Here is a 22,441-nt window from a genome sequence, read left to right as displayed (position 1 = left end):
GCTTCCATCGAATTTCACCATGACGCTGAACCACACCCTGACGACGCCCGCGCTGATCGCGCGCGGCGCCGCGCGCTACGGCACGCACCTCGCGATCGAAACGGCTGAGGGCAACCTGAGCTATGCGCAACTCAATGCGGCGCGCATCGAAGCTGCCCGCGCGCTGATGAGCTGCGATATCAAGGCGGGCGACCGGGTCGCCGTCTGGGCGCCAAACGTCACGGCCTGGATCGTCGCGGCGCTAGCGGTCCATAGCGTCGGCGCGGCGCTGGTGCCCGTTAATACGCGGATGAAGGGCATGGAGGCCGGCGCGATCCTCGAGGACAGCGGCGCGCGGCTGCTGTTCTGCTGTGGCAGCTTCCTCGGCGACTCGTATCCGGCGATGCTCGCGGCGCATCGTCCGGCATCGCTCGAACGGGTCGTGGTGTTCGACGCGGCGCCTGCCGGGACCGGCAACGTTAGCAACATAGGCTGCAATCCAGACTACCAGCCAGTCTGCGATGAAACCTGGGCCGCGTTCCTGTTGCGCGCGGCAGCGACTTCGCTCGACGCATTCCGCGCGCGCGAATCGGCGGTGCAGCCCGACACGCTGATGGACATCATGTTCACGTCGGGCACGACCGGCCGCCCGAAGGGTGTGATGACGACGCACGGCCAGAACCTGCGTGCGATTCACGATTGGGCCGCCATTGCGACGCTGCGTGAGGACGATCGCTATCTGATCGTCAATCCGTTCTTTCATGCATTTGGTTACAAGGCGGGATGGCTCGCCGCGCTGGCGAGTGGCGCGACGATCTTGCCGCATCTCGTCTTCAACCCGCAGCAGGTGCTGGAGCGCGTCGTGCACGAACGCGTCTCCGTGCTGCCGGGGCCGCCGACGCTTTATCACGCCTTGCTCGATACTCCCAATCTGTCGGCGCGCGACCTGTCGTCGCTCCGTATTGCGGTGACGGGCGCGGCGGCGATTGCACCGAGCCTGGTCGAACAGATGCGCGCGCAATTGGGCTTCGACGTCGTACTAACCGGATACGGCCTCACGGAATCGTGCGGTTTCGCCGCGCTGTGCCGAGCCGGCGACGATGCACAGACAGTCGCCTGCACGTCCGGCCGCGCGATGCCCGGCGTCGAGATCCGCATCGCTGATTCTCAGGGCGCGGCAGTCGCTACGGGCGTCACCGGCGAAGTGCTGATTCGCGGCTACAACGTGATGCAGGGCTACTTCCGGCAACCCGACACCGCATGCGACACCGTCGACGCCGACGGCTGGCTGCACACGGGCGACCTCGGCGTACTCGACGAAAACGGCTACCTCCGCATCACCGACCGCATCAAGGACATGTTCATCGTCGGCGGTTTCAACTGCTATCCGGCGGAGATCGAGCGGCTCTTTAGTGCTCATCCCGCGGTCGCGCAAATCGCGGTGGTCGGCGTGCCCGACGAACGCCTCGGCGAAGTGGGGCACGCGTACGTCGTATTGCGTTCCGGCATGCAGGCGGGTGTTGTGGAACTGAGCGAATGGGCGCGCCGGAACATGGCGAATTACAAGGTGCCGCGGCACCTGACGTTCGTCGCGCAACTGCCGACCAGTGCGGCGGGCAAGGTGCTCAAATACCGCCTGCGCGAACCCGTCGCCACGGTGTCATCCAGCGTTGCCTAGCTAGTCCCAACAGACGATGTAACGAGCCTCCGGCGCCGCCAGAATAAGCCTGACAACAACAGGTTCTGGAGGAGTCGGAGATGATCGATGTGCGGGCTTTGGGCTACGTCGTCGTACAGTCGGCGAACGTCGAAACATGGCGCGGCTATGCGGAAAACATGCTGGGCATGCAGGTGCACGACGCGGAGGACGGCGCGCTGTATCTGAAGATGGACGAGCGCGATTTCCGCTATCTGGTGGTGCCGGGCGACACCGATTGCTACTTCGCCTCGGGCTGGGAACTGCCCGACGCGCATGCACTGGAAGACGCGGTGCGGGGGCTCGAGCGGGCCGGCGTGGAAGCAATGCGTGCCAGCGCGCAAGAGGCCGCGCTGCGTCGCGTGCAGGCGATGGTCTGGTGTGTCGATCCTTCCGGCAATCGCCATGAGTTCTTCTGGGGTGTACGAGCCGGCTTCCGCCGCTTCGTGTCGCCGCTTGGCGTGGCGGGTTTCGTGACCGGCCCGATGGGCCTCGGCCACACGGTCCTGCCCGCGCCGCAATTCGACGCCACCGACGCCTTCGTGCGCGACGTGCTCGGCTTCGAACTCTCGGACATCTTTCGGGTGAAGTTCACTGACGATCCAGCCGAGCCGGAAAAGCGCATCCATTTCCTGCACTGCAAGAACGCGCGTCATCACAGCCTCGCGATCATGGATCTCGCCGTGCCGTCGGGCTGTATTCACGTGATGGCCGAAGTCGCTTCAATGGACGAAGTCGGCCGTGCACTCGACCGCGTCGCAGCGCTTGGCGTGAAGCTTTCCGCAACGCTCGGCCGGCACTGCAACGACCAGATGATCTCGTTCTATATGAAAACGCCTGGCGGATTTGACCTGGAGTACGGCTACGGCGGGCTGACGGTCGACTGGGCTCAGCACAGCGTCTTCGAGGCGACTCGCGTCAGCCTGTGGGGCCATGACTTCAGCGTCGGTTTCCGTCAGACAGAATAAGAGGATTCCTGATGAAAAAAATCGATAAACAGTTAAGCGCGCGCGACGTCGTCGCGCAACTCGCCGACGGCATGACGATCGGTATTGGCGGATGGGGGCCACGGCGCAAGCCCATGGCGCTGGTGCGTGAAATCGTCCGCTCGAACCTCAAGGATCTGACCGTGGTCGCCTACGGCGGTCCTGATGTCGGCTTGCTGTGCGCCGCCGGTAAGCTCAGGAAAGTGGTGTTCGGCTTCGTGTCGCTCGATGTCATCCCGCTCGAACCGCATTTTCGCCGGGCGCGTGAGAACGGCGCGGTCGACGTTTGGGAGCTCGACGAAGGGCTGCTGCAACTCGGCCTGCGCGCCGCGGCGGCACGCCTGCCGTTTCTGCCGACGCGCGTGGGGCTCGGCACCGATCTGCTGAAGCACGCGCCACAGATGCGCACGGTGCAGTCGCCGTATGGTGGCGAGACGCTGCTGGCTATGCCGGCGATCGAACTCGATGCCGCTTTGCTGCACGTGAACGCGGCTGACCGGATGGGCAATACGCGCATCGACGGTCCCGATCCTTTCTTCGATGCGTGGTTTGCACGCGCGGCGGCGAAGTGCTTCGTCAGCAGCGAAACGCTGGTTGACACGCTTGCCAGCGAAGACCTCAGTCTGGCGCGTCGCAACACGTTTGAACGTTCGCTCGTGAGCGGGGTGGTGCACGCGCCGGCCGGCGCGCATCCGAGCTCATGCGCACCCGCGTACGGATGGGATCTGCCGCATCTGAAAGCGTATTGCGCGAGTGCCGAAGACCCTCAGCAGACTGCGGCCTATCTCCAGGATGTGGTGGGAGCCGACGAGGCTGCCTATCTGCAGCGTGCAGGCGGTCCGTCCCATATAGCGGCGTTGCCGCTGCCGATTCTGTAAAGGAACACGTGTGAGCGACTCTCTCGATTATTCCCTCGCTGAATTGATGATCGTCGCCGCGGCCCGCTTGTGGCGCGACGACGGCGAAGTGCTGGCCACCGGTATCGGCACCGGTCCGCGGCTTGCTGCGGGCCTTGCCCGCCTTGCCTATAACGCCGGCTTGATGCTCACCGACGGCGAAGCGTATCTGGTTGAGAGTCCGGTGCCGCTCGGGCCGCGCGAAGCGGGCTATCGCGTGCAAGCGTCCGGCTTGATGACCTATGAGCGCGTGTTCGATTGCGTGTGGCACGGACAGCGGCACGCGCTGGTGATGCCGACGCAGATCGACCGCTTCGGCCAGGCCAACATCTCATGGCTCGGCGACGACTATGCGCGACCGAAAACGCAACTGCTCGGCGCACGCGGTTTTCCCGGCAACAGCATCAATCATGCGAATTCGTTCTTCGTCAGCGGCCACAGCAAACGCACGTTTGTGGCGGGCGAAGTCGACATGGTGTGCAGCGTTGGGTATAACCCGGCGCGCGAGATTCCCGGCATGCACGCGTTCACCGATCTGCGCAGTATCGTCACCGATCTGTGCCTGATGGACTTCGGCGGCCCCGCTCATGCGGTGCGCGTGCGTTCGCTGCACCCGGGCGTGAGTTTCGACGAAGTTCAGGAGGCGACCGGTTTTGCGTTGCTCGCACATCCGGAGATCGGCGTCACGCCGCCGCCCGACGCCAATGATCTGCGCATCCTGCGCGGGCTCGACCCGCACGACCTGCGTGCGAGCGTGGTGCGCAACAACCCCGCGCCGCGTCGCGCCTGAGGTAATCAATCATGCAAGCCACTCTGTCCACGGTCGGCGGGAACGTCGTCGACTATGCCGTCGCCGACGGCGTCGCCACGATTACGATGAACCGCCCCGAGTATCACAACGCGCAGAACTCGGCGATGACCTATGCACTCGACGATGCGTTCCGTCGCGCTTCGCACGACGATGCGGTGAAGGTCATCGTACTGGCCGGTGCGGGCAAGCATTTCTCTGCGGGCCATGATATTGGCACGCCCGGGCGCGATATTGATCAATCGTTCGAGCGGACTTCCCTCTGGTACGACCACGTCAACAAAGACGGCGGCGAATTCCTGTATGCGCGCGAGCAGGAGGTGTATCTCGGCATGTGCCGCCGTTGGCGCGATCTGCCCAAGCCGACTATCGCGATGGTGCAGGGCGCGTGTGTCGCAGGCGGCTTGATGCTCGCTTGGGTGTGCGACCTGATTGTGGCGTCGGACGACGCGTTCTTTTCCGATCCGGTCGTACGCATGGGCATTCCCGGCGTCGAATATTTCGCCCACGCGTATGAGCTGAATCCGCGCATTGCCAAGGAATTCCTGTTCCTCGGCGAACGGATGGATGCGGCGCGCGCCTATCAGATGGGCATGGTTAATCGCGTCGTGCCGCGTGACAGGCTGCGTGACACCGCGTTCGAGATCTCCGCAAAAATCGCGCGCATGCCGCGCCTCGGTCTCGCGCTGACCAAGCAGGCGGTCAATCACGTCGAGGAGTTGCAGGGCAAACGCGCCGCGATGGACGCGGCATTCGCGTGGCATCACTTCGCGCACGCGCACAACGAACTGGTGAGCGGCGACAGGCTGGGCGGCTACGACGCCCGCAAGATGGCGCAGTCGCAACGGCCCGTAGCGTTGGACGGCGAGGCGGGCGCAGAGGCGGGCGGCCAGGCTGGCGAAGCGTCGAACCGTGCCGGAGAAGCCGCATGACCGCGACGCTGCATACGCCGCTATGCGATCTGCTCGGCTGCCGCTATCCGATCGTGCAGACGGCCATGGGTTGGGTCGCGGACGCCAGGCTCGTCGCGGCCACCTGCAATGCGGGCGGCTTTGGTTTTCTCGCCGGCGCGACGCTCGAAGCGGAACGGGTGGAGGCGGAAATCCTGCGCGTCAAGGAACTGACCGACCGCCCGTTCGGCATCAACTTTCACATGTTCCAGCCGAACGCGGCGCAGGTGGTTGATCTCGCGATCAAGCATCGGCTGCGCGCGGTGAGCTACGGCCGCGGACCCGACGCGAAAACGATCCGCCGGTTCAAGGATGCGGGCGTGATGTGCATCCCGACCGTCGGCGCGCCGAAGCATGCGGCCAAAGCGGTCGAACTGGGCGCCGATGCGGTCACGGTCCAGGGCGCCGAAGGCGGGGGCCACACCGGTTCGATGCCGACTACCTTGTTGCTGCCGCGCGTGCTCGACGCGGTCGGCGTGCCGGTGATCGCAGCAGGCGGTTTCTTCGATGGACGCGGTCTTGCGGCGGCGCTGGGTTATGGCGCTGCCGGCATCGCGATGGGCACGCGCTTTCTGATGGCCGAGGAGTCGCCCGTGCCGCGCGCGACGCTCGAGCGTTATGTCGCTGTCGCGGACCCGGCGCAGATCCGCGTGTCGGCGGCACTCGACGGGCTGCCGCAACGGATGATCGACAACCCCTATCTGCTGCGTCTCGAAGCCTTCGGGCCGCTGCGTCGGACCCTGTTTGCGCTGCGCACTGCCGACGCCTGGCGGCGTCAGAGCGGCATGAGTTTCGCGCAGATGCTCGGACTCGGTCTGAAGGCTTTGGGTGAGCACGACTATACGGCGAGCCAGACGCTGATGGCGGCGAATGCGCCGTTCCTGATCCAGCGCGCGATTGTCGACGGCATGCCGGACGAAGGCGTGTTGCCTAGCGGACAGGTCGCGGCCGTGATCGGCGCGATCGAACCGTGCGAGACGTTGATCGCCCGCATCATCGACGAAGCCGTGGCGCGGCTTGACGCGCTCGCGGCGTTGCGAACGATACCTGCATGCCCGAATAAAAATCAACGGTAGTACTAAGCACGTAATCAACTTCATCCATCAGGGACGGGACCATGACAGAACCACTCAACCGCGTGCGCCAGCTGCCGTTCAGGATCGAACGGGAACACGGGATCGGCGAACTGGTGATCGACCAGCCTCCCGTGAATGCACTCGATTCTTGCGGCTGGCAACAACTGGCCGACGCCATCGATGAACTGGGCCGCGACGAGTCGGTGCACGTCATCGTGTTGCGCGGCGAAGGGCGGGGCTTTTGCGCGGGCGTCGATATCAAGGAACTGGCGGCACACCCGGAGCGGATCGTCACGGTCAATGCAGGCAACTACGCTACGTTTCGCGCAGTGCACCGCAATCCGAAGCCGGTGATCGTCGCGGTGCACGGCTTCGTGCTGGGTGGAGGCATTGGTATTTGCGGCGCAGCGGACGTGATCGTCGCGTCTGAATGTGCCCGCTTCGGTGTGCCGGAAATCGATCGCGGCGCGATGGGCGGTGGCGCGCACCTGCAACGGATGTTCGGCGTACAGAAAGTACGCGCGATGTATTTCACCGGCGACATGGTGGACGCGGCAGAAGCGTATCGCCTCGGCGCCGTCGAACGGGTCGTGCCGCGCGCGCAGTTGCGCGACGCCGCACTGGAGATGGCCCGCAAGATCGCGGCGAAGAGCCCGGCCATGCTGCAGCTCGCCAAAGAAGCGCTGAACGGCGTCGAAGACGGCGACCTCGAGGACAAATACCGCTGGGAGCAGGGTTTCACGCTGCAGGCCTACATGACGAACGACTCGGCCGAAGCGCGCTCGGCGTTCGTCGAAAAGCGTGACGCGCATTTCGACGCGCCGTTTGAGGCTCCATTAAACACCGCCGCCGTGGGGCACGCATGAAGCTCGACTACACGCAGGCACAACGCGCGTTCCGTGCCGAGATCCGCCACTGGCTCGCCGAACACATGCCGTGCGAGCCGCTGCCGAGCTTCGACACCGAGGCAGGCTTCGCCGCGCATCGCGCGTGGGAACGCACGCTGCACTCCGGCCGCTGGAGCATGGTCACGTGGCCGCGCGAGCTGGGCGGACGCGGCTGCGATCTGATCGAGTGGCTGATCTTCGAGGAAGAGTACTGGCGCGCAGATGCGCCGATGCGCGTCAACCAGAACGGCATCTTCCTGCTTGGCCCGACGCTGATGGATTTTGGCACCGATGCGCAAAAAGCCCGTTTCCTGCCTGCGATGGCCGCAGGCGAGCACGTGTGGGCGCAGGGCTGGTCGGAGCCCAATGCCGGCTCCGACATGGCGGCGATTCGCGCCAGCGCGATCCGCACCAAAGGCGGGTCCGGCGACGAATACATCCTGAACGGTCAGAAAATCTGGTCGACCCGCGCCGTCTGGGCCGACTGGTTGTTCGGTCTTTTTCGCAGCGATCCGCAATCGGTGCGTCATCACGGCCTGAGCTTCCTGATGGTGCCGTTGTCGACGCCGGGTATCACCGTGCGCCCGATTCGTCAATTGAACGGTCACACTGGTTTTGCGGAGATTTTCTTCGACGACGTGCGAGTACCCGTGGACAACCGTCTCGCGGGTGAAGGCATGGGCTGGCAGGTCGCGATGGCAACCGCCGGCTTCGAGCGAGGCCTGATGTTGCGCTCGCCCGCACGCTTCCAGCGCACCGCTGAGTTGTTGCGCGATCTGTACCTCGCGCACCGCGCCGATGCCGACCGCGATCCGGGGCTGCGCGAACGCGTGACCGGCGCGTGGATGGACGCGCAAGCCTACGCACTCGCCACTTATGCCACCGCGAGCCGCCTGCAGAAGGGCGGTCACGTAGGCGCGGAGTCGAGCACTAACAAGGTGTTCTGGTCCGAACTCGATCTGCGCATGCATCACACCGCACTCGACATTCTCGGCGCGCGCTCGGAAGTCGTACCGCGCAGCCCGATACAACACACGACGCTCGGCAATTGGCTCGACGGTTTCCTGTTCGCGCAGGCTGGCCCGATCTACGCAGGCACCAACGAGATCCAGCGGAACATCATCGCCGAACGGATGCTCGGGATGCCGCGCTCGTGAAGCGCGCATCCGGATGAATAGCGGTTTCAACGTTAGAGGCCGCACGGGACCGTACGGGACCACACGCAAGCAGTCAAAGGATTGAGCGAGAAACTATGGATTTCGTATTCAACGAAGACCAGGAAGCGCTGGCGAGCACGGTCAAGCGGTTCCTGATGACCGAGATGACGCCGGAGCTGATTCGCGAACTGTGGGCCACGCCGACGGGACGCTCGGAGCCCATGTGGGCGATGTTCGCAGCGCAGGGGCTGACAGCCGTGTCCGTGCCGGAAAGTCACGACGGCATGGGCCTGTCGGAGATCGAGTGGGCGTTGCTCGCGCAGACCTACGGTTATTTCGCCGGGCCCGAGCCGCTGCTCGATACCGCACTGGTTGCGGTTGGCATGCTCGACAGCTTGCCGGCGAGCGCGTGGCGCGATGCGCTGTTGCGTGATATTGCAGCGGGCGCGGCGCGGGTGGCGATCGCGCATCCGGTGAATCCCTATGTCAGCGACGCGCACGTGGCGCAGGTGCTGCTGTGCGAACGGGAGGGCGAACTGCACCGGCTCGCGCCGCACGCGTGCACCTGGCAGGCGGTTGAAAGTATCGACCCGTCGCGGCGGCTGTTCGAACTCGAATGGCAAGCGTCGGCGAGCACACGGGTTGCATCGGCAGATGAAGCCGCACCGCTCTTTGCCCGGGCACTGGATCAGGGCGCGTTTGCCGTTGCCGCGCAATTGCTCGGCTTGACGCAGCGGGTTCTTGACGTCGCGATCGACTACAGCGCGCAACGCAAGCAGTTCGGCAAGCCTGTCGGCTCGTATCAGGCAGTGAAGCACTTGCTCGCCGATGTCGCGATCCACTATGAATTTGCGCGGCCGGTGGTGTATCGGGCCGCGTGTGCGATTGCCGCCAACGACCCGCATCGCGCGCTCTACGCCTCGCACGCGAAACTCGCCGCGACCGCTGCGGCGCAGCTCGCCGCCCGTCATGCGATGCAGGTTCACGGGGCGATCGGCTACACGTGGGAACTGGATCTGCAGATTTTCATGAAACGCATCTGGGCGCTCTCAGGCAGTTGGGGCGACACCACGTTTCACAAGGCTCGGGTAGCAGACACGTTAATCGAGGCCCGCGCACCGATCGGCCCGGCCCGTACTTTCGAACTGGAATAATCATCATGAAACAGGCCTATATCGTCGATGCATTGCGCACGCCGACCGGACGCCGCAAGGGCGGTCTCGCCCACGCGCACGCAGCCGACCTCGGCGGCTTCGTGTTGAAAGAACTGGTCGCGCGCAACAGCATTCCCGCGCACGAATACGACGACGTGATCTTCGGTTGCGTCGATACGATCGGTCCGCTTGCGGGCAATATCGCCCGCACTTGCTGGCTCGCAGCGGGCTTACCGCTGAACGTGCCCGGTGTGACGGTGGACCGGCAATGCGGTTCTTCGCAACAGGCCGTGCACTTCGCGGCGCAGGCGGTAATGAGCGGCACGCAGCACGTCGTGATCGCAGGGGGCGTGCAGACCATGACGCAGATCCCGATCTCGTCAGCCATGACGGCGGCCGAACCGCTTGGTTTTATCGACCCGTTCTCCGGCAGCATAGGCTGGCGCGGGCGCTTTGGCGACGCGCCGGTTTCGCAGTTCCATGCGGCGCAGCGGATCGCGGATCGCTGGAACCTGTCACGCGAAGCGATGGAGCAGTACGCGCTGGAGAGCCACCGTCGCGCACTCGCGGCGATCGAAGGCGGCTATTTCGCCCGCGAGATCGTGCCGTTCGCCGGAGTAACCCATGACGAAACGCCGCGCCCCGACACAACACTCGCGAAGATGGCGACGCTCCAGCCGCTGGTGCCTGGCGGCGCATTGACGGCTGCGGTCTCGAGCCAGACGTGCGATGCGGCGGCCGCGCTGCTGATCGTGTCCGAAGACGCATTAGGACGCTATGGTCTGACGCCGCGCGCCCGCATCCATCACCTGAGCGTGCTCGGCGACGACCCGTTGTGGATGCTGACCGCGCCGATCCCCGCGACGCAGCACGCAATGCGCCGGGCGGGCCTCGCACTGGCCGACATCGATGTTGTGGAACTCAACGAAGCGTTTGCGTCGGTCGCGCTGGCGTGGCTTGCCGAGACCCGTTATCCGCACGAAAAAACCAACCCGAACGGCGGTGCGATTGCGCTTGGGCACCCGCTCGGCGCCACCGGCGCGCGCCTGATGACGACGCTGCTGCACGAACTGGAACGCACGCAAGGCCGCTACGGCTTGCAGGCGATGTGCGAAGGCGGCGGTCTCGCCAACGTCACGATCATCGAGCGCCTGTGAGCGCATCACTGTCAGCGGGCACTTTCAACAAGCATTTTTCAACGAGGTAGGCATGGGAATCTGCAACGACCGCACCGTGATCATAACCGGCGCGGGGGGCGGTCTCGGTCGCAATTATGCGCTGGCGTTCGCCGCCGAGGGCGCGGCGGTAGTGGTCAATGATATCCGTCACGAAGCAGCGCAGGCCGTTTGCGATGAGATCGCAGCAGCAGGCGGCAGGGCGCTCGCCAACACGAACGACATCACGCGTATCGATACCGCGCAGCGCATTGTCGACGCCGCGCACGAGGCGTTCGGCGAGATTCATGTGCTGGTGAACAACGCCGGTATTTGCCGGGACCGCATGTTCACGAGCATGACCGAAAGCGATTGGGACGACGTGATGAACGTGCATCTGCGCGGACACTTCTGCCTGGCGCAACTGCTTGCGCGTGAATGGCGCGACGCGTCGAAGGCGGGACGAACGGTGGATGCACGCATCGTCAATACAAGTTCGGGCGCCGGCTTGCAAGGCTCGATCGGGCAGGCGAACTATGGCGCAGCTAAGGCAGGCATCGCCGCGCTCACGCTGATGCAAGCGGCGGAACTGTCCCGCTACGGTGTGCGCGTGAATGCGCTGGCACCAGCAGCGCGCACATCGATGACTGAAGGCGTGTTTGCCGAGATGATGAAAAAACCTGCGGACGGCTTCGATTACTTCGATCCGGCCAACGTCGCGCCGCTTGTCGTGTGGCTTGGTAGCGTGCAGTCGAGCGCCGTGACGGGGCAGGTGTTTGAAGTAGCGGGCGGCATGATCGCGATCGCCGAAGGGTGGCGCACCGGGCCTTGCGTCGACAAGGGCGCCCGCTGGAACGCAGCCGACGTAGGCGGCGCGGTGGCGGAACTGATCGCGCAGAGGCGGCCTGCTCAGCAGGTCTACGGAAGCTGATGCGATGAACCTCGCGCTCTCGGAAGAACAAACCATGATTCGCGACGCCGCGGCCGAGGTGCTGGCCGAGCGCAGCGCATCGGCTGCGGTGCGGCATGCGATCGAACATACCGCGGGACGCGACGAAGTCCTGTGGCGCACGCTTGGCGGGGAACTCGGGTGGTGCGGGCTGGGCGTGCCGGAAGCGGCGGGCGGCGCCGGACTTGGCGCGCTGGAACTGGTTCTGCTGATGGAGCAGATGGGCCGGCGCCTCGTTTGCGTGCCTTATTTCAGCACGGTGTGCCTCGCAGGTGCAGCGCTCGCGCAATGCGAATCCGGGCAGGCCGACGCGCGGCTTACGCGGATCGCGGAGGGCAAGGTGAGCGCGACTTTGGCTCTGCACGCGACAGTACGCTTTGAACTGCGTTCGCACCTGTCGGACGCGGTGCCGGTGCTCGCAGTGCAAACCGCCAACGGATATGTTCTTTCGGGCACGCTGGATCAGGTATTCGATGGCGCAACCGCCGACCTGTTGATCGTGCCCGCGCGGATTGCCAACGGGGCACAAGCCGAAGCGCAAGCCGTGGCGCTGTTCGAGATCGATGTGACGTCAACCGGACTCATTCGCACGCCGCTGGTCACGCTCGATGCGACGCGTCCGCTGGCGCGAGTCGAACTGCACGCCGTGGAGGCGCCATGGAGCGCGGTTCTTGCAACCGGCCGCAAGGCTGAACTTTTACTGTCTCGCACCGCGTGGTTCGCCGCACTCGCGCTGGCCGCCGAACAGCTCGGCGGCGCTCAGCACTGTCTCGACCTGACGCTCGCCTATGCCGCCGAGCGCGTGCAGTTTGGCCGCACGATCGCCTCGTTCCAGGCGGTCAAGCATCGCTGCGCGCAAATGATGGTGGAGATCGAGGCAACCCGTTCTGCAGTGTTCGGCGCGGCACGGGCATGGGACGACTCGGGTTGCTCGACCGGCACTGTGCCGAGAGACGTGCTCGCCGACATTGCCACCGCCAAGGCCACGGCTAACGACACGTTCCGCTTTTGCGCGCAGGAAGCGATTCAATTGCACGGTGGCGTCGGCTTCACGTGGGAGTACGACCCGCAGCTTTACTTCAAACGTGCGCAGGCATCCAGCGCGCAATTCGGCTCGACATCGCAACTGCTGTCGATGCTGGCGGAGCAAGTGATCGATCGCACCGCGCCGCGCGCTGACGCATCAATGCTGGAAGGAGCCGCGCGATGAACAGCGAAACACGTGAACAGCAACTACGTATCCAAGTCTCCGGCTGGATGAAGACACACCTCGCGGGCGAGTTCGCGTGCCTGAAATATCGCGGCGGTCCCGGCGACGAAGAAGCCTACCCGGCGCTGCGCAAGGCATGGGAACGCGAACTGGCCGCTGGTGGCTGGACCGGCCTCGGCTGGCCCGCGGAGGCGGGTGGCCGCGCATTGCCCGTGGCGGAGCAGGTGATTTTTCACGAAGAATATGCGCGCGCCGGCGGTCCGGGGCGCATGGGCCATATCGGCGAAGGGTTGCTCGGCCCGACGTTGATCGCATGCGGCACGCGGTCGCAACGCGAGCGCTTTCTGCCCGGCATTCTGGCGGGCACGCAGTTCTGGTGCCAAGGCTACTCGGAACCGGGCGCCGGCTCCGATCTCGCCAACGTCCGCACACGCGCTGTACGCGAAGCCGACGGTGCATGGCGCGTAGCCGGCCAGAAAGTCTGGACTTCGCTCGCGCACGATTCCGAGTGGATCTTCGTGATTGCGCGCACCGATCCGGAATCGCGCGGCAATCGCGGACTGTCGTTTCTGCTGATGCCGCTCGACCAGCCGGGCATCGAGATCCGGCCGATCAAACAATTGAACGGCGGCGCGGAATTCAACGAGGTGTTCTTCGATGGCGCGCTCGCAGCGGCGGACGATCTGGTCGGCGCACCCGGTGACGGCTGGCGCATCGCGATGACCTTGCTTGGCTTCGAGCGCGGCATGTCAACGCTAGGCCAGCAGATGCAGTTCATTCGCGAACTCGACTGGGTGATCGACACTGCGCACGAAGCTGGCGTCGCCGACGACCCGGCGATCCGTCAGCGCATCGCCCGGGCATGGGCCGGACTGCGAGTGATGCGCTACAACGCGCTGCGCATGCTGGCTGGCGCCGACGACGCGAGCGCCGCATTGAGCCGTGAGGCGCTGATCTACAAATACTACTGGTCGAACTGGCACCGCGATCTGGGCCAACTGGCGATGGACGTGCTCGGCCCGAGCGCGAACATTGTCGACACCACCGATGAAAAGCGTACGCGTCTGCAAGGCGTGTTTCTGTTTTCGCGCGCCGACACGATCTACGCCGGCACTAACGAGATTCAACTGAACATCATGGCCGAGCGCGGGCTCGGCATGCCCAGGGAACCCCGAGGAACCTTATGAACGACCCCCAAACGGTGAATAGTGCGCCTGCGTATGTGCCAGGCCATCAGTTGCTGGCTGACAAAGCAGTGCTGATCACGGCGGCAGCCGGCGTGGGTATCGGCTTTGCCGCAGCGAAGCGTTGCGCGGAAGAAGGCTGCCGGGCGCTGTTTATCTCCGACATCCACGAAAGGCGCCTCGCGCAAGCGGTCGACGCGCTTCGTGCGGAAACCGGCCTGCAAGAAATCCACGGGCGCCTGTGCAACGTGTCGGTCGAGGAAGAGGTGCGTGCGCTGGTTGCCGATGCCGAGCAAAAGACCGGAGGCGTCGACGTGCTGATCAACAACGCCGGACTTGGCGGCGCGTGCCGCATCGTCGAAATGGACGATGCGCAATGGTCCCGGGTGATCGACATTAGCCTCACGGGCACCTTCCGCATGATGCGCGCGATGTTGCCGCACATGCAGCAGCGCGGCCGTGGCGTGATCGTCAACAACGCGTCGGTGCTCGGCTGGCGCGCGCAGGCGGAACAGGCGCACTACGCGGCGGCGAAAGCCGGTGTGATGGCGCTCACGCGTTGCACCGCGCTCGAAGCGGCGCCTTATGGCGTGCGGGTCAATGCAGTAGCGCCCAGCATTGCTCTGCACGATTTTCTGAAGAAGTCGGCTTCGGCCGATCTGCTCGATCAACTGGCGTCGCGCGAAGCATTCGGCCGCGCCGCTGAAGTCTGGGAGGTCGCTAACGTGATGGTGTTTCTGGCAAGCGACTACGCGTCGTATATGACCGGCGAAGTGCTGTCGGTGAGCAGTCAGCACGCGTGATGGAACGCCTCATTGCTGACTCGCAGGAGAGCGTCGAACACAGCGCGACAGAGAGCGCGGCACCTGCGCGCGTGTTCGCTCATCCGGACCAATTGATTGCCGCCGCCGGTGAGCGCCTTGGCGAAAGTGCGTGGATGGTCGTCGATCAGGCGCGCATCAACCGGTTCGCCGATGCGACGCTCGATCATCAATGGGTCCACGTCGATAGCGCGCGCGCGCAGCACGGCCCGTTCGGCGCGTGTATCGCGCATGGCTTTCTCACCCTTTCGCTCGTCAATTTCTTCCTGCCGCAGATCGTGCGGATCGACGGCGCGCGGTTGGGCGTCAACTACGGTTGCGACAAGATCCGCTTTCCGGCGCCGGTGCGCGTCGGCGCGCAGTTGCGCGGCGTCGCGCAACTGCTGCGCGCCGAAGCGATCGACGGCGGTGTGCAGGCGTGGATTCGCGTGAGCGTCGAGATCCACGGCGAGAACAAACCCGGTTGCGTGGCCGACACGATCAGCCGATATTACCTGTAGAACTACTAAAGGATTGACTAATGAACGAAGCGGTCATCGTCTCGGTTGCGCGCACACCGATCGGCAAAGCGTACCGGGGCGTGTTCAACGACACTGAAGCGCCGGCCTTGGGCGGCCATGTAGTGCGTGCCGCCGTCGAGCGTGCGCAGCTCCTCCCCGCCGACATCGACGACGTGTTGATGGGCTGCGCCGCGCAGCAGGGCACGCAAGGCTACAACATTGGCCGCCTTGCGGCGATCGCGGCGGGTTTGCCCGCATCGGTGGCGGGTATGGCGATGGACCGGATGTGTTCATCGGGCTTGATGACAATTGCCAGCGCGGCGCAGAGCGTGATGTGCGGCGATGCGCGCATTGTCGTGGCGGGCGGTGTCGAGTCGATCACGCTGACGCAAAACAAGCACAAGAACGCGTACCGCGCGCGCTCGGACGCGGTGCTCACGCATCAGCCGGCGGCGTACATGGCGATGATCGAGACGGCGGAAGTGGTGTCGCGCCGCTATGGCATCTCGCGTGCGGCCCAGGACGAATACGCGTTGCAAAGCCAGCAGCGCACGGCGGCGGCGCAGGCGGCAGGGCGCTTTGACGAAGAGATCGTGCCATTCGATGCACAGCGTGCGCTGTTCGATAAGGAAGGCACGCCGGTGGGCAGCGAAAGCGTGCGTGCCACGCGCGACGAATGCAACCGTGCGGACACGACGGCTGCGAGCCTCGCTGCACTGAAACCTGTGTGGGGCGGCGGTGAAGCGGTGGCTCAAGGCGAGTTCATTACAGCGGGCAATGCGTCGCAACTGTCGGACGGCGCGGCTGCGGTGGTGGTCATGAGCGCCGCTGAGGCAAAACAGCGAGGGCTTGCGCCGCTTGGTATCTATCGCGGCCTCGCGATGGCCGGCTGCGAAGCGGACGAAATGGGCATCGGCCCCGCGCTTGCCGTGCCGAAGCTGCTGGCACGCCATCGCCTGACGACGAACGACATCGGCCTGTGGGAGATGAATGAGGCATTCGCTTGCCAGGTCATCTACTGTCGCGACCAGCTCGGCATTCCCGCGGATCGCCTGAACGTCGACGGCGGTGCGATCGCCGTCGGCCACCCGTTCGGCATGTCGGGTACGCGAATGACGATGCATGGCTTGCTTGAGGCGAGGCGGCGTGGCGTGCGTTATGTGGTCGTGACCATGTGTATCGGCGGTGGCATGGGCGCCGCCGCACTCTTCGAAGCAGCGGCTTAGACCGCGGACGGAGGAGACAACCATGAAAACAACGATTCCCGGTTTGCTGATGTCGGCAGCGGTCCTGGGTGCGGCGCTGTTTGCGTTCGCGCCGCGTCCGCTGCCTGCATTCGCCGCGACGACCATTCAGGCTAACCATCTGCAGATCAACGGTCTGGCCAAGGCGGGCACGCGGCTTGTGGCGGTCGGCGAGCGCGGTGTTGTCCTGCTGAGCGACGACGCAGGCGCTTCGTGGCGGCGCGCAGCCGTTTCGCCCGACGAAGCATCAACACTCACGGAAGTGTTTTTTGTGTCGCCGCGTATCGGCGTTGCGGTCGGCCATGACGGCTGGATCGTGCGTACCGTTGATGGCGGTGAGCACTGGACCGAAGTGCATTTCGAACGTAAGCGTTCAGACCCGTTGCTGTCGGTATGGGGCAATGCGGACGGGCAAGTATTTGTCACGGGCAGCTTCGGACAACTGTTCGAATCGCGCGATGCCGGTGCAACGTGGACTGAAACCAAGACCCCGGCGGGCGATCGTCATTTGAACGCGATCACGGGCGACGGACATGGGCGTCTTCTGATCGCGGGCGAAACCGGCACGCTGCTGCGCTCAACCGATGGGGGCGCCACCTGGCAGAAACGCCCGGTGCCGTACGAAGGGTCGCTATTCGGTGCGCTGATGCTCGCCGACGGCGACTGGCTCGTGTACGGGATGCGCGGCAACGTGCTGCGCAGCACGGATCAGGGGGACACGTGGACTCACATCGATAGCCGCGTCGGGACGTCGTACTTCGGTGCGACCCAGCTTGCCGACGGCGAGCTGGTGCTGGTCGGACAGGGCGGTGCGATCGTGACGTCGCGCGACGGCGGGCAAACCTTCGCGGTGCGCAAGGTGGGCGGTGTGCAGAGTCTTGCCGCCGTGCTCGATGCGGGGCACGGCGAACTGGCGCTTGGCGGCGAGGCAGGAGTGGCCTTGTTGCCGCTCACGCCGACGGCGGTTCCTACGCTGCCTACGCCTGCCGCGCATGGCGTTGCGCCCTCCTGAGACTGTGCTGCTTGCCCCAGCCGATCTTCCGCGGTGCATCGTAGCCTTTGCTTCGCTACGTGTGCCGCGCTCCCGTTGCCTTGTCGTGAGACGCCCATGAACGCTTCGCCCCGTCCTTCGCTTTCCCCCGCTCGGCCCACCCGTTTGTCACGCTTCGTCGAGCGAAGCGCTGACGCCATCATGCGCTATCGGCGCATTCTGCTGGTGCTTTGTCTGGCGCTGACCGTCGCCCTGGGCTGCTCTGCGACGCGGCTTCGCCTCGACCCCGGGTTCAACAAGATGATCCCGATGCAGCACCCGTACATGCAGGTGTTCAACCGCTACGCGAGCGCGTTTCCCGGCGCGAATACGATTCTCGTGAGTCTGCGCTGGAAGGGCCACGGCGATATCTACAACCAGGCGTTCATGGACGACCTGCGCCACGCGACCGACGATGTGTTCTTCATCCCCGGCGTGAATCGCTCGCGCGTGTTTTCGCTATTCACGCCGAACGTGCGTTACACCGAAGTGACCGAAGCCGGTTTTCGCGGTGATGTCGTGGTGCCCGGACAGTTCAGCAGCGCGAATCCCGACGATCTGGCAAAGGTGCGCCGTAACGTCGCGAGGTCAGGACAGATCGGGCGTCTGGTCGGAAACGATCTGCACTCCGCACTGATCCGCGCGGAGCTGCGTGAGACCGATCCCGCCACCGGTAAACATCTGGACTATGGCGCGGTAGCCCGGCAACTGGAGCAGATTCGCGCACGTTATTCGAATCAAGAGGTCGAGGTCGACATCATCGGCTTCTCGAAGCTCGTGGGCGACGTTGAGGCGGGCATCAGCGGCGTGGTCGGCTTCTTTGCGCTCGCGTTCCTGATCACCGCGGCGCTGCTGTTCGCCTACACGCGTTCGGCGAAGACCACCGCGCTCGCGCTGTTCGTCGCATTGCTGCCGGTGGTGTGGCTGCTCGGGGCGTTGCCGATCATTGGTCTGGGCATCGATCCGTTGTCAATACTCGTACCGTTCCTGATTTTCTCGATCGGCGTGTCGCACGCGGTGCAGATGACCAATGCGTGGAAGCAAGCGCTCGTGACCGGCATGTCGTCTACCGATGCCGCGCGTGACGCATTCCGCAACCTGTTCGTGCCCGGTACCGTGGCGCTGCTGACGAACGCGCTGGGGTTCATGGTGATCATGCGCATCCAGATCGAGATCGTGCGTGAACTGGGCGTCACCGCCTGCCTCGGCGTGCTGTTGATGATCGTCACTAACAAGGTGTTTCTGCCAATCCTGCTGTCGTACACCCGTCTTGAAGCGGGCACGCTGGCACGCGCGCAGCGCCAAGCTGCGGTGGGCGGCAGCCGGGTGTGGACGCGCATCGCGACCTTTGCCCGGCCTGCGCCTGCACTAGGCGTATTCGCGATTACGCTGGTGCTGCTCGCATTCGGCGCGAAAGCGTCGCGCAACCTGCAGATCGGCGATATTGGCTCGGGCGCGCCGGAATTACGCAGCACGTCGCGCTATAACCTCGACAATGCGCGCATCACGAGCCAGTACAACATCGGCGTGGATGCGTTGGCGGTGATCGTGGAGACCACGGGTTTCGACGATGCCTGCCTGCACTATCCGGTCATGAGCGCGATCGAGCGCTTCGAGATGGAGATGCGGGGCGTGGCTGGCGTGCAGTCGGTGGTGAGCGTACCGTCGCTCGCAAAGATATCTATTGCCGCGTTCAACGAAGGCAATCCGCGCTGGGGCGCGCTGCCGCGCTCGAGCGACGGCCTCACGCAAGGCGCGAGCGCGTTCGATCCCGATAATGGCATGAACACTGAGAACTGCCAGGCGATCCAGGTGCTGATCTATACGGCGAATCACGAAGGCAAAACGATCGCGCACATTGTCGACGAGATCAAAAGGCTGTCCGCCGAGAACCGTACGCCGAACGTCGCATTCAAGCTCGCAGGCGGCAACGTTGGCGTGATGGCGGCAACCAACGAGGCGGTAGGAGACGCCGAGGTGGCAATGCTGCTGTCCATCTTCGCCGCTATTACGCTGCTGTGTCTCGTGACGTTCCGCTCGTGGCGGGCGGTGCTGTGCATCGTGGTGCCGCTGACGGTCGTGTCAATTCTGTGTAACGCGGTGATGGCTTCGCTCGGCATCGGCCTGAAGGTGGCGACGTTGCCGGTCATCACACTCGGCGTCGGGGTGGGTGTCGACTACGGCATCTATCTTTATGAACGTCTTCAGCATGAAGTGCGCTCGGGCGCCAGCTTGCCCGACGCGTTTGCCGCGGCGATGCGCCAGCGCGGCACGGCGGCGCTGTTTACTGCGGTGACGATGTTCATCGGCGTGGGGACGTGGGCGTTCTCCGCGTTGAAGTTTCAGGTTGATATGGGCGTACTGCTCGCGTTCATGTTCCTCGTCAACCTGTTCGGCGCGGTGTTCCTGCTGCCGGCGCTTGCCGCGTGGCTCGGTGTCGAGCGGGCAGAGCGGGCAGGGCGGCGCGCAGGCGGGCGTGTAAGCGTTACACCGGCCACGGCAGTTATGCGTGGCGCGGTTCCGGGGGCTAACGACCAGGCCACCGAGCCGGCCACGCTGGAACATGGCAATCCGGTGCGTTAGCACCTAGTCCGTCAGGACGATGAACAGGGCGCGGGCCGCGTCTATCGTCAGGCATGAAACATCGGCAATACCGACAGCGGCGGCCATCACAAAGATCCGCCGCTTTTTCCATTGGAGGAGAGAAGACATGTCCGCACGTCCCTACAAGATCGAATCGCAGCCGCTCGTGCAGCGCTATGCGCGCGGCTGGCACTGCCTCGGGCTCGCCAGCGACTACAAGGATGGCAAGCCCCATACGCTGAATATCTTCGGACGTCGTCTTGCCGCGTTCATGGATTCGCACGGACGCGTCAACGTGGTGGACGGCTACTGTCCGCACATGGGTGCCGATCTGAGCACCGGGCGCGTGGATGGCGATACGCTCGTGTGTCCGTTTCACGGCTGGCAATGGGACGGTGACGGCAACTGCCAATCCATTCCGTACTGCAAACGGATTCCGCAGAAAGCGAAAATCGGTACGTGGCATACGAGAGAGCAGAACCAGTTGCTGTTTATCTGGCACGACTCTGAAGGTAATCCGCCGCCCGACGAAGTGGCGATTCCGCGCATCGATGCGTGTTTTGGAAGCGAATGGTCCAACTGGGTGGTCGACAAGATGGTAATCGGCACCAACTGCCGCGAGCTGGTCGACAACATCTCGGATATGGCGCACTTCGCGACCGTGCACGGCGCGCCGGTCGATTACTTCGCGAACCTGTTCGAGGCGCACAAGGCGACGCAACTGCTGGTGGGCCGCAGTGAACGCCTGGGCGGCGATGAACTGATCGCGCTGTCGACGTATTTTGGTCCGGCGTACCACATCACCGAAATGACAGGGCAAAGCGGCGGTCATCCGATTCACTCGATTCTGCTGAACAGCCATGTGCCGATCGATATAAACAGCTTTGAGCTGCGCTATGGGGTGATGGTCAAGAAGATTCCGGGGCTGTCCGACGAGCAGAACATGGAAATCGCGCGTGCGTATTCAAAGCAGGCACAGGCCGCGTTTTATGAGGACGTTGCGATCTGGGACACCAAGACGCGGATCGACAACCCGTTGCTGTGCGAAGGCGATGGTCCGCTGTATCAGATGCGTGACTGGTATTCGCAGTTTTATCTCGATACCGCCGAAATCCGGCCGGCGAGTACGGTACGCAGAGTGTTTGAAATCAAGGTCCGCGATAGCGGGACGCCGCCGGCGCTGCATCACGTGTTTGAAGGGTAAGGGGGGAAGCGGTGGATCCACCGCTTCGCACAGGCTCGCGATCCGGTCCCTGGCTAGGGCTGCGCCGCGGCCCCGCCCACCGTAGCTGTCCCGGGACCCAGATAGTTCCGTCGAATCCGCTCGACATCAATGTGCAGCACATCGGCCAGATAGTGTTGCATGCCACCGTATTGCTGATCGATCACCTGCATCGCCGCGCCGATGTAGTCCGGATCGACCGCCAGCAGCGGCGCCACCACATCGGGCACCACGCCGATCTTCTGCAACTGCGCGGTGGCCTGTGCATTGCCCGCCGCGTTAAACCGATTTGATTCGAGATAGTTCGCTATCACGCTTGCCCGATCCACCCCGAGCGCCGAGAGCAGCAGCACCGTTGCAAATCCCGTGCGGTCCTTGCCCGCGGTGCAGTGGTACAGCATCGTCTTGTCGTCTTCTGCAAGCTTGAGAAAGCGGGTGAACTGCGCCTGGTAGGTGCCTGGAAATTGCCGGTAAAGCTCGATCATGAACTGATGCATCTGCGCGGGCGTCGAGCGCTTGAGCATCGGCACGATCGCGCCGGGCGACAGATTTCCCGCCAGCACCGGATCGGCTTGCCAAGGGAACAGGGCGGCAAACGCCTGCTCGGCAGGTTGCTTTTCGCTGTCTGCGCGGAAGTCGAGCACGACATCGAGATGCATCGTCTGAAGTCTTGCAATGTCCGACGGCGTGGCGAACGCGGGGTTACCGCTTCGATACAGGCGTCCGGGCACAATGCGTCGGCCGTCCTCAGTCGTCAAACCGCCGAGATCGCGCGTGTTCTGCACGCGTTCGAGCGGGACATACTGGTCAGTAGTGAGCGGCGTAAGCGGCGTGAGGGTTTGCGCGCCGACGGCGACACTGGTGGCGCTGGCAGCGCTCAGCAGCATGCCCGCCGCCAGTGTTCGGGAAAAGGAAAGTCGCACGGGTGAAAGATCCTCCAACGTTAAAACGATCA

21 protein-coding genes are annotated in these 22,441 nt (G+C 64.3%); 19 read left to right on the top strand and 2 right to left on the bottom strand.

What is annotated here, in order from left to right; translation table 11 throughout:
- Positions 1 to 19: 19 nt before the first annotated feature.
- From SBC1_RS19220 to SBC1_RS19135, 18 genes are all read left to right on the top strand, one after another.
- Entirely contained in the window at positions 20 to 1,657 is a 1,638-nt protein-coding gene (locus SBC1_RS19220) for a FadD3 family acyl-CoA ligase (protein WP_165099067.1), read from the top strand.
- A gap of 80 nt (positions 1,658 to 1,737) precedes the next feature.
- Complete coding sequence (locus tag SBC1_RS19215; protein WP_165099071.1) at positions 1,738 to 2,643, top strand: VOC family protein; 906 nt, start codon at positions 1,738 to 1,740, stop codon at positions 2,641 to 2,643.
- Positions 2,644 to 2,654: 11 nt separating this feature from the next.
- A complete protein-coding gene (locus SBC1_RS19210) occupies positions 2,655 to 3,539 on the top strand; it encodes a CoA transferase subunit A (protein ID WP_165099074.1) in 885 nt (294 codons plus the stop codon).
- Between the two features lie 10 nt (positions 3,540 to 3,549).
- Positions 3,550 to 4,347 (top strand): CoA-transferase subunit beta, encoded by a 798-nt coding sequence (locus tag SBC1_RS19205; RefSeq protein ID WP_165099077.1) that lies wholly within the window; start codon positions 3,550 to 3,552, stop codon positions 4,345 to 4,347.
- Between the two features lie 11 nt (positions 4,348 to 4,358).
- Positions 4,359 to 5,297 (top strand): enoyl-CoA hydratase, encoded by a 939-nt coding sequence (locus SBC1_RS19200; protein WP_165099080.1) that lies wholly within the window; start codon positions 4,359 to 4,361, stop codon positions 5,295 to 5,297.
- Complete coding sequence (locus SBC1_RS19195; RefSeq protein WP_165099086.1) at positions 5,294 to 6,391, top strand: nitronate monooxygenase family protein; 1,098 nt, start codon at positions 5,294 to 5,296, stop codon at positions 6,389 to 6,391. Before SBC1_RS19200 ends, SBC1_RS19195 begins: the two co-directional genes overlap by 4 nt.
- Positions 6,392 to 6,432: 41 nt before the next feature.
- Complete coding sequence (locus SBC1_RS19190; RefSeq protein WP_165099090.1) at positions 6,433 to 7,257, top strand: enoyl-CoA hydratase family protein; 825 nt, start codon at positions 6,433 to 6,435, stop codon at positions 7,255 to 7,257.
- Positions 7,254 to 8,435: an acyl-CoA dehydrogenase family protein gene (locus SBC1_RS19185; RefSeq protein ID WP_165099100.1), complete on the top strand. Its 1,182-nt coding sequence runs from the start codon at positions 7,254 to 7,256 to the stop codon at positions 8,433 to 8,435. Before SBC1_RS19190 ends, SBC1_RS19185 begins: the two co-directional genes overlap by 4 nt.
- Positions 8,436 to 8,530: 95 nt before the next feature.
- On the top strand, positions 8,531 to 9,589 hold the full coding sequence (locus tag SBC1_RS19180) for an acyl-CoA dehydrogenase (protein ID WP_165099102.1): 1,059 nt from the start codon (positions 8,531 to 8,533) through the stop codon (positions 9,587 to 9,589).
- Between the two features lie 5 nt (positions 9,590 to 9,594).
- Positions 9,595 to 10,746, top strand: coding sequence for an acetyl-CoA C-acetyltransferase (locus tag SBC1_RS19175; protein ID WP_165099111.1), 1,152 nt, complete (start codon positions 9,595 to 9,597; stop codon positions 10,744 to 10,746).
- Between the two features lie 52 nt (positions 10,747 to 10,798).
- Positions 10,799 to 11,674 (top strand): SDR family oxidoreductase, encoded by an 876-nt coding sequence (locus SBC1_RS19170; RefSeq protein ID WP_165099114.1) that lies wholly within the window; start codon positions 10,799 to 10,801, stop codon positions 11,672 to 11,674.
- A gap of 4 nt (positions 11,675 to 11,678) precedes the next feature.
- Complete coding sequence (locus tag SBC1_RS19165; protein WP_165099117.1) at positions 11,679 to 12,902, top strand: acyl-CoA dehydrogenase family protein; 1,224 nt, start codon at positions 11,679 to 11,681, stop codon at positions 12,900 to 12,902.
- The gene (locus SBC1_RS19160; RefSeq protein WP_165099120.1) at positions 12,899 to 14,089 is read left to right on the top strand and encodes an acyl-CoA dehydrogenase family protein; all 1,191 of its coding nucleotides are present in this window, start codon (positions 12,899 to 12,901) and stop codon (positions 14,087 to 14,089) included. Before SBC1_RS19165 ends, SBC1_RS19160 begins: the two co-directional genes overlap by 4 nt.
- The gene (locus SBC1_RS19155) at positions 14,086 to 14,889 is read left to right on the top strand and encodes an SDR family oxidoreductase (RefSeq protein ID WP_165099123.1); all 804 of its coding nucleotides are present in this window, start codon (positions 14,086 to 14,088) and stop codon (positions 14,887 to 14,889) included. Before SBC1_RS19160 ends, SBC1_RS19155 begins: the two co-directional genes overlap by 4 nt.
- The gene (locus tag SBC1_RS19150) at positions 14,889 to 15,407 is read left to right on the top strand and encodes a MaoC family dehydratase (protein ID WP_165099130.1); all 519 of its coding nucleotides are present in this window, start codon (positions 14,889 to 14,891) and stop codon (positions 15,405 to 15,407) included. Before SBC1_RS19155 ends, SBC1_RS19150 begins: the two co-directional genes overlap by 1 nt.
- A 20-nt stretch (positions 15,408 to 15,427) precedes the next feature.
- Positions 15,428 to 16,633, top strand: coding sequence for an acetyl-CoA C-acyltransferase (locus SBC1_RS19145; RefSeq protein WP_165099133.1), 1,206 nt, complete (start codon positions 15,428 to 15,430; stop codon positions 16,631 to 16,633).
- Between the two features lie 22 nt (positions 16,634 to 16,655).
- Positions 16,656 to 17,663, top strand: coding sequence for a YCF48-related protein (locus SBC1_RS19140; RefSeq protein ID WP_165099137.1), 1,008 nt, complete (start codon positions 16,656 to 16,658; stop codon positions 17,661 to 17,663).
- A gap of 96 nt (positions 17,664 to 17,759) precedes the next feature.
- Complete coding sequence (locus tag SBC1_RS19135; protein ID WP_165099140.1) at positions 17,760 to 20,264, top strand: RND family transporter; 2,505 nt, start codon at positions 17,760 to 17,762, stop codon at positions 20,262 to 20,264.
- A 3-nt stretch (positions 20,265 to 20,267) separates the two neighbouring features.
- Here the strand turns inward: SBC1_RS19135 and SBC1_RS40410 are convergent, their stop codons facing one another.
- Complete coding sequence (locus tag SBC1_RS40410) at positions 20,268 to 20,393, bottom strand: hypothetical protein (protein ID WP_255540783.1); 126 nt, start codon at positions 20,391 to 20,393, stop codon at positions 20,268 to 20,270.
- Between SBC1_RS40410 and SBC1_RS19130 the strand changes: the two genes are divergently transcribed.
- The gene (locus SBC1_RS19130; protein WP_165099142.1) at positions 20,392 to 21,468 is read left to right on the top strand and encodes a Rieske 2Fe-2S domain-containing protein; all 1,077 of its coding nucleotides are present in this window, start codon (positions 20,392 to 20,394) and stop codon (positions 21,466 to 21,468) included. The genes SBC1_RS40410 and SBC1_RS19130 overlap by 2 nt on opposite strands.
- Before the next feature lie 53 nt (positions 21,469 to 21,521).
- Here the strand turns inward: SBC1_RS19130 and SBC1_RS19125 are convergent, their stop codons facing one another.
- Positions 21,522 to 22,409 (bottom strand): tyrosine-protein phosphatase, encoded by an 888-nt coding sequence (locus SBC1_RS19125; RefSeq protein ID WP_241202159.1) that lies wholly within the window; start codon positions 22,407 to 22,409, stop codon positions 21,522 to 21,524.
- Positions 22,410 to 22,441 lie beyond the last annotated feature (32 nt).

Origin of the sequence: Caballeronia sp. SBC1 (genome assembly GCF_011493005.1) — a bacterium.
Classification (GTDB): Bacteria; Pseudomonadota; Gammaproteobacteria; order Burkholderiales; family Burkholderiaceae; genus Caballeronia.
This window is presented reverse-complemented; position numbering and strand designations above follow the sequence as displayed.

What these genes read in the sequence shown, in the direction of transcription:
- SBC1_RS19215 (WP_165099071.1), top strand. Translation starts at nt 1,738, where the DNA reads ATGATCGATGTGCGGGCTTTGGGCTACGTCGTCGTACAGTCGGCGAAC.
- SBC1_RS19150 (WP_165099130.1), top strand. Translation starts at nt 14,889, where the DNA reads ATGGAACGCCTCATTGCTGACTCGCAGGAGAGCGTCGAACACAGCGCG.
- SBC1_RS19170 (WP_165099114.1), top strand. Translation starts at nt 10,799, where the DNA reads ATGGGAATCTGCAACGACCGCACCGTGATCATAACCGGCGCGGGGGGC.
- SBC1_RS19200 (WP_165099080.1), top strand. Translation starts at nt 4,359, where the DNA reads ATGCAAGCCACTCTGTCCACGGTCGGCGGGAACGTCGTCGACTATGCC.
- SBC1_RS19145 (WP_165099133.1), top strand. Translation starts at nt 15,428, where the DNA reads ATGAACGAAGCGGTCATCGTCTCGGTTGCGCGCACACCGATCGGCAAA.
- SBC1_RS19195 (WP_165099086.1), top strand. Translation starts at nt 5,294, where the DNA reads ATGACCGCGACGCTGCATACGCCGCTATGCGATCTGCTCGGCTGCCGC.
- SBC1_RS19220 (WP_165099067.1), top strand. Translation starts at nt 20, where the DNA reads ATGACGCTGAACCACACCCTGACGACGCCCGCGCTGATCGCGCGCGGC.
- SBC1_RS19135 (WP_165099140.1), top strand. Translation starts at nt 17,760, where the DNA reads ATGAACGCTTCGCCCCGTCCTTCGCTTTCCCCCGCTCGGCCCACCCGT.
- SBC1_RS19165 (WP_165099117.1), top strand. Translation starts at nt 11,679, where the DNA reads ATGAACCTCGCGCTCTCGGAAGAACAAACCATGATTCGCGACGCCGCG.
- SBC1_RS19210 (WP_165099074.1), top strand. Translation starts at nt 2,655, where the DNA reads ATGAAAAAAATCGATAAACAGTTAAGCGCGCGCGACGTCGTCGCGCAA.
- SBC1_RS19140 (WP_165099137.1), top strand. Translation starts at nt 16,656, where the DNA reads ATGAAAACAACGATTCCCGGTTTGCTGATGTCGGCAGCGGTCCTGGGT.
- SBC1_RS19160 (WP_165099120.1), top strand. Translation starts at nt 12,899, where the DNA reads ATGAACAGCGAAACACGTGAACAGCAACTACGTATCCAAGTCTCCGGC.
- SBC1_RS19155 (WP_165099123.1), top strand. Translation starts at nt 14,086, where the DNA reads ATGAACGACCCCCAAACGGTGAATAGTGCGCCTGCGTATGTGCCAGGC.
- SBC1_RS19180 (WP_165099102.1), top strand. Translation starts at nt 8,531, where the DNA reads ATGGATTTCGTATTCAACGAAGACCAGGAAGCGCTGGCGAGCACGGTC.
- SBC1_RS19130 (WP_165099142.1), top strand. Translation starts at nt 20,392, where the DNA reads ATGTCCGCACGTCCCTACAAGATCGAATCGCAGCCGCTCGTGCAGCGC.
- SBC1_RS19175 (WP_165099111.1), top strand. Translation starts at nt 9,595, where the DNA reads ATGAAACAGGCCTATATCGTCGATGCATTGCGCACGCCGACCGGACGC.
- SBC1_RS40410 (WP_255540783.1), bottom strand. Translation starts at nt 20,393, where the DNA reads ATGTCTTCTCTCCTCCAATGGAAAAAGCGGCGGATCTTTGTGATGGCC.
- SBC1_RS19185 (WP_165099100.1), top strand. Translation starts at nt 7,254, where the DNA reads ATGAAGCTCGACTACACGCAGGCACAACGCGCGTTCCGTGCCGAGATC.
- SBC1_RS19190 (WP_165099090.1), top strand. Translation starts at nt 6,433, where the DNA reads ATGACAGAACCACTCAACCGCGTGCGCCAGCTGCCGTTCAGGATCGAA.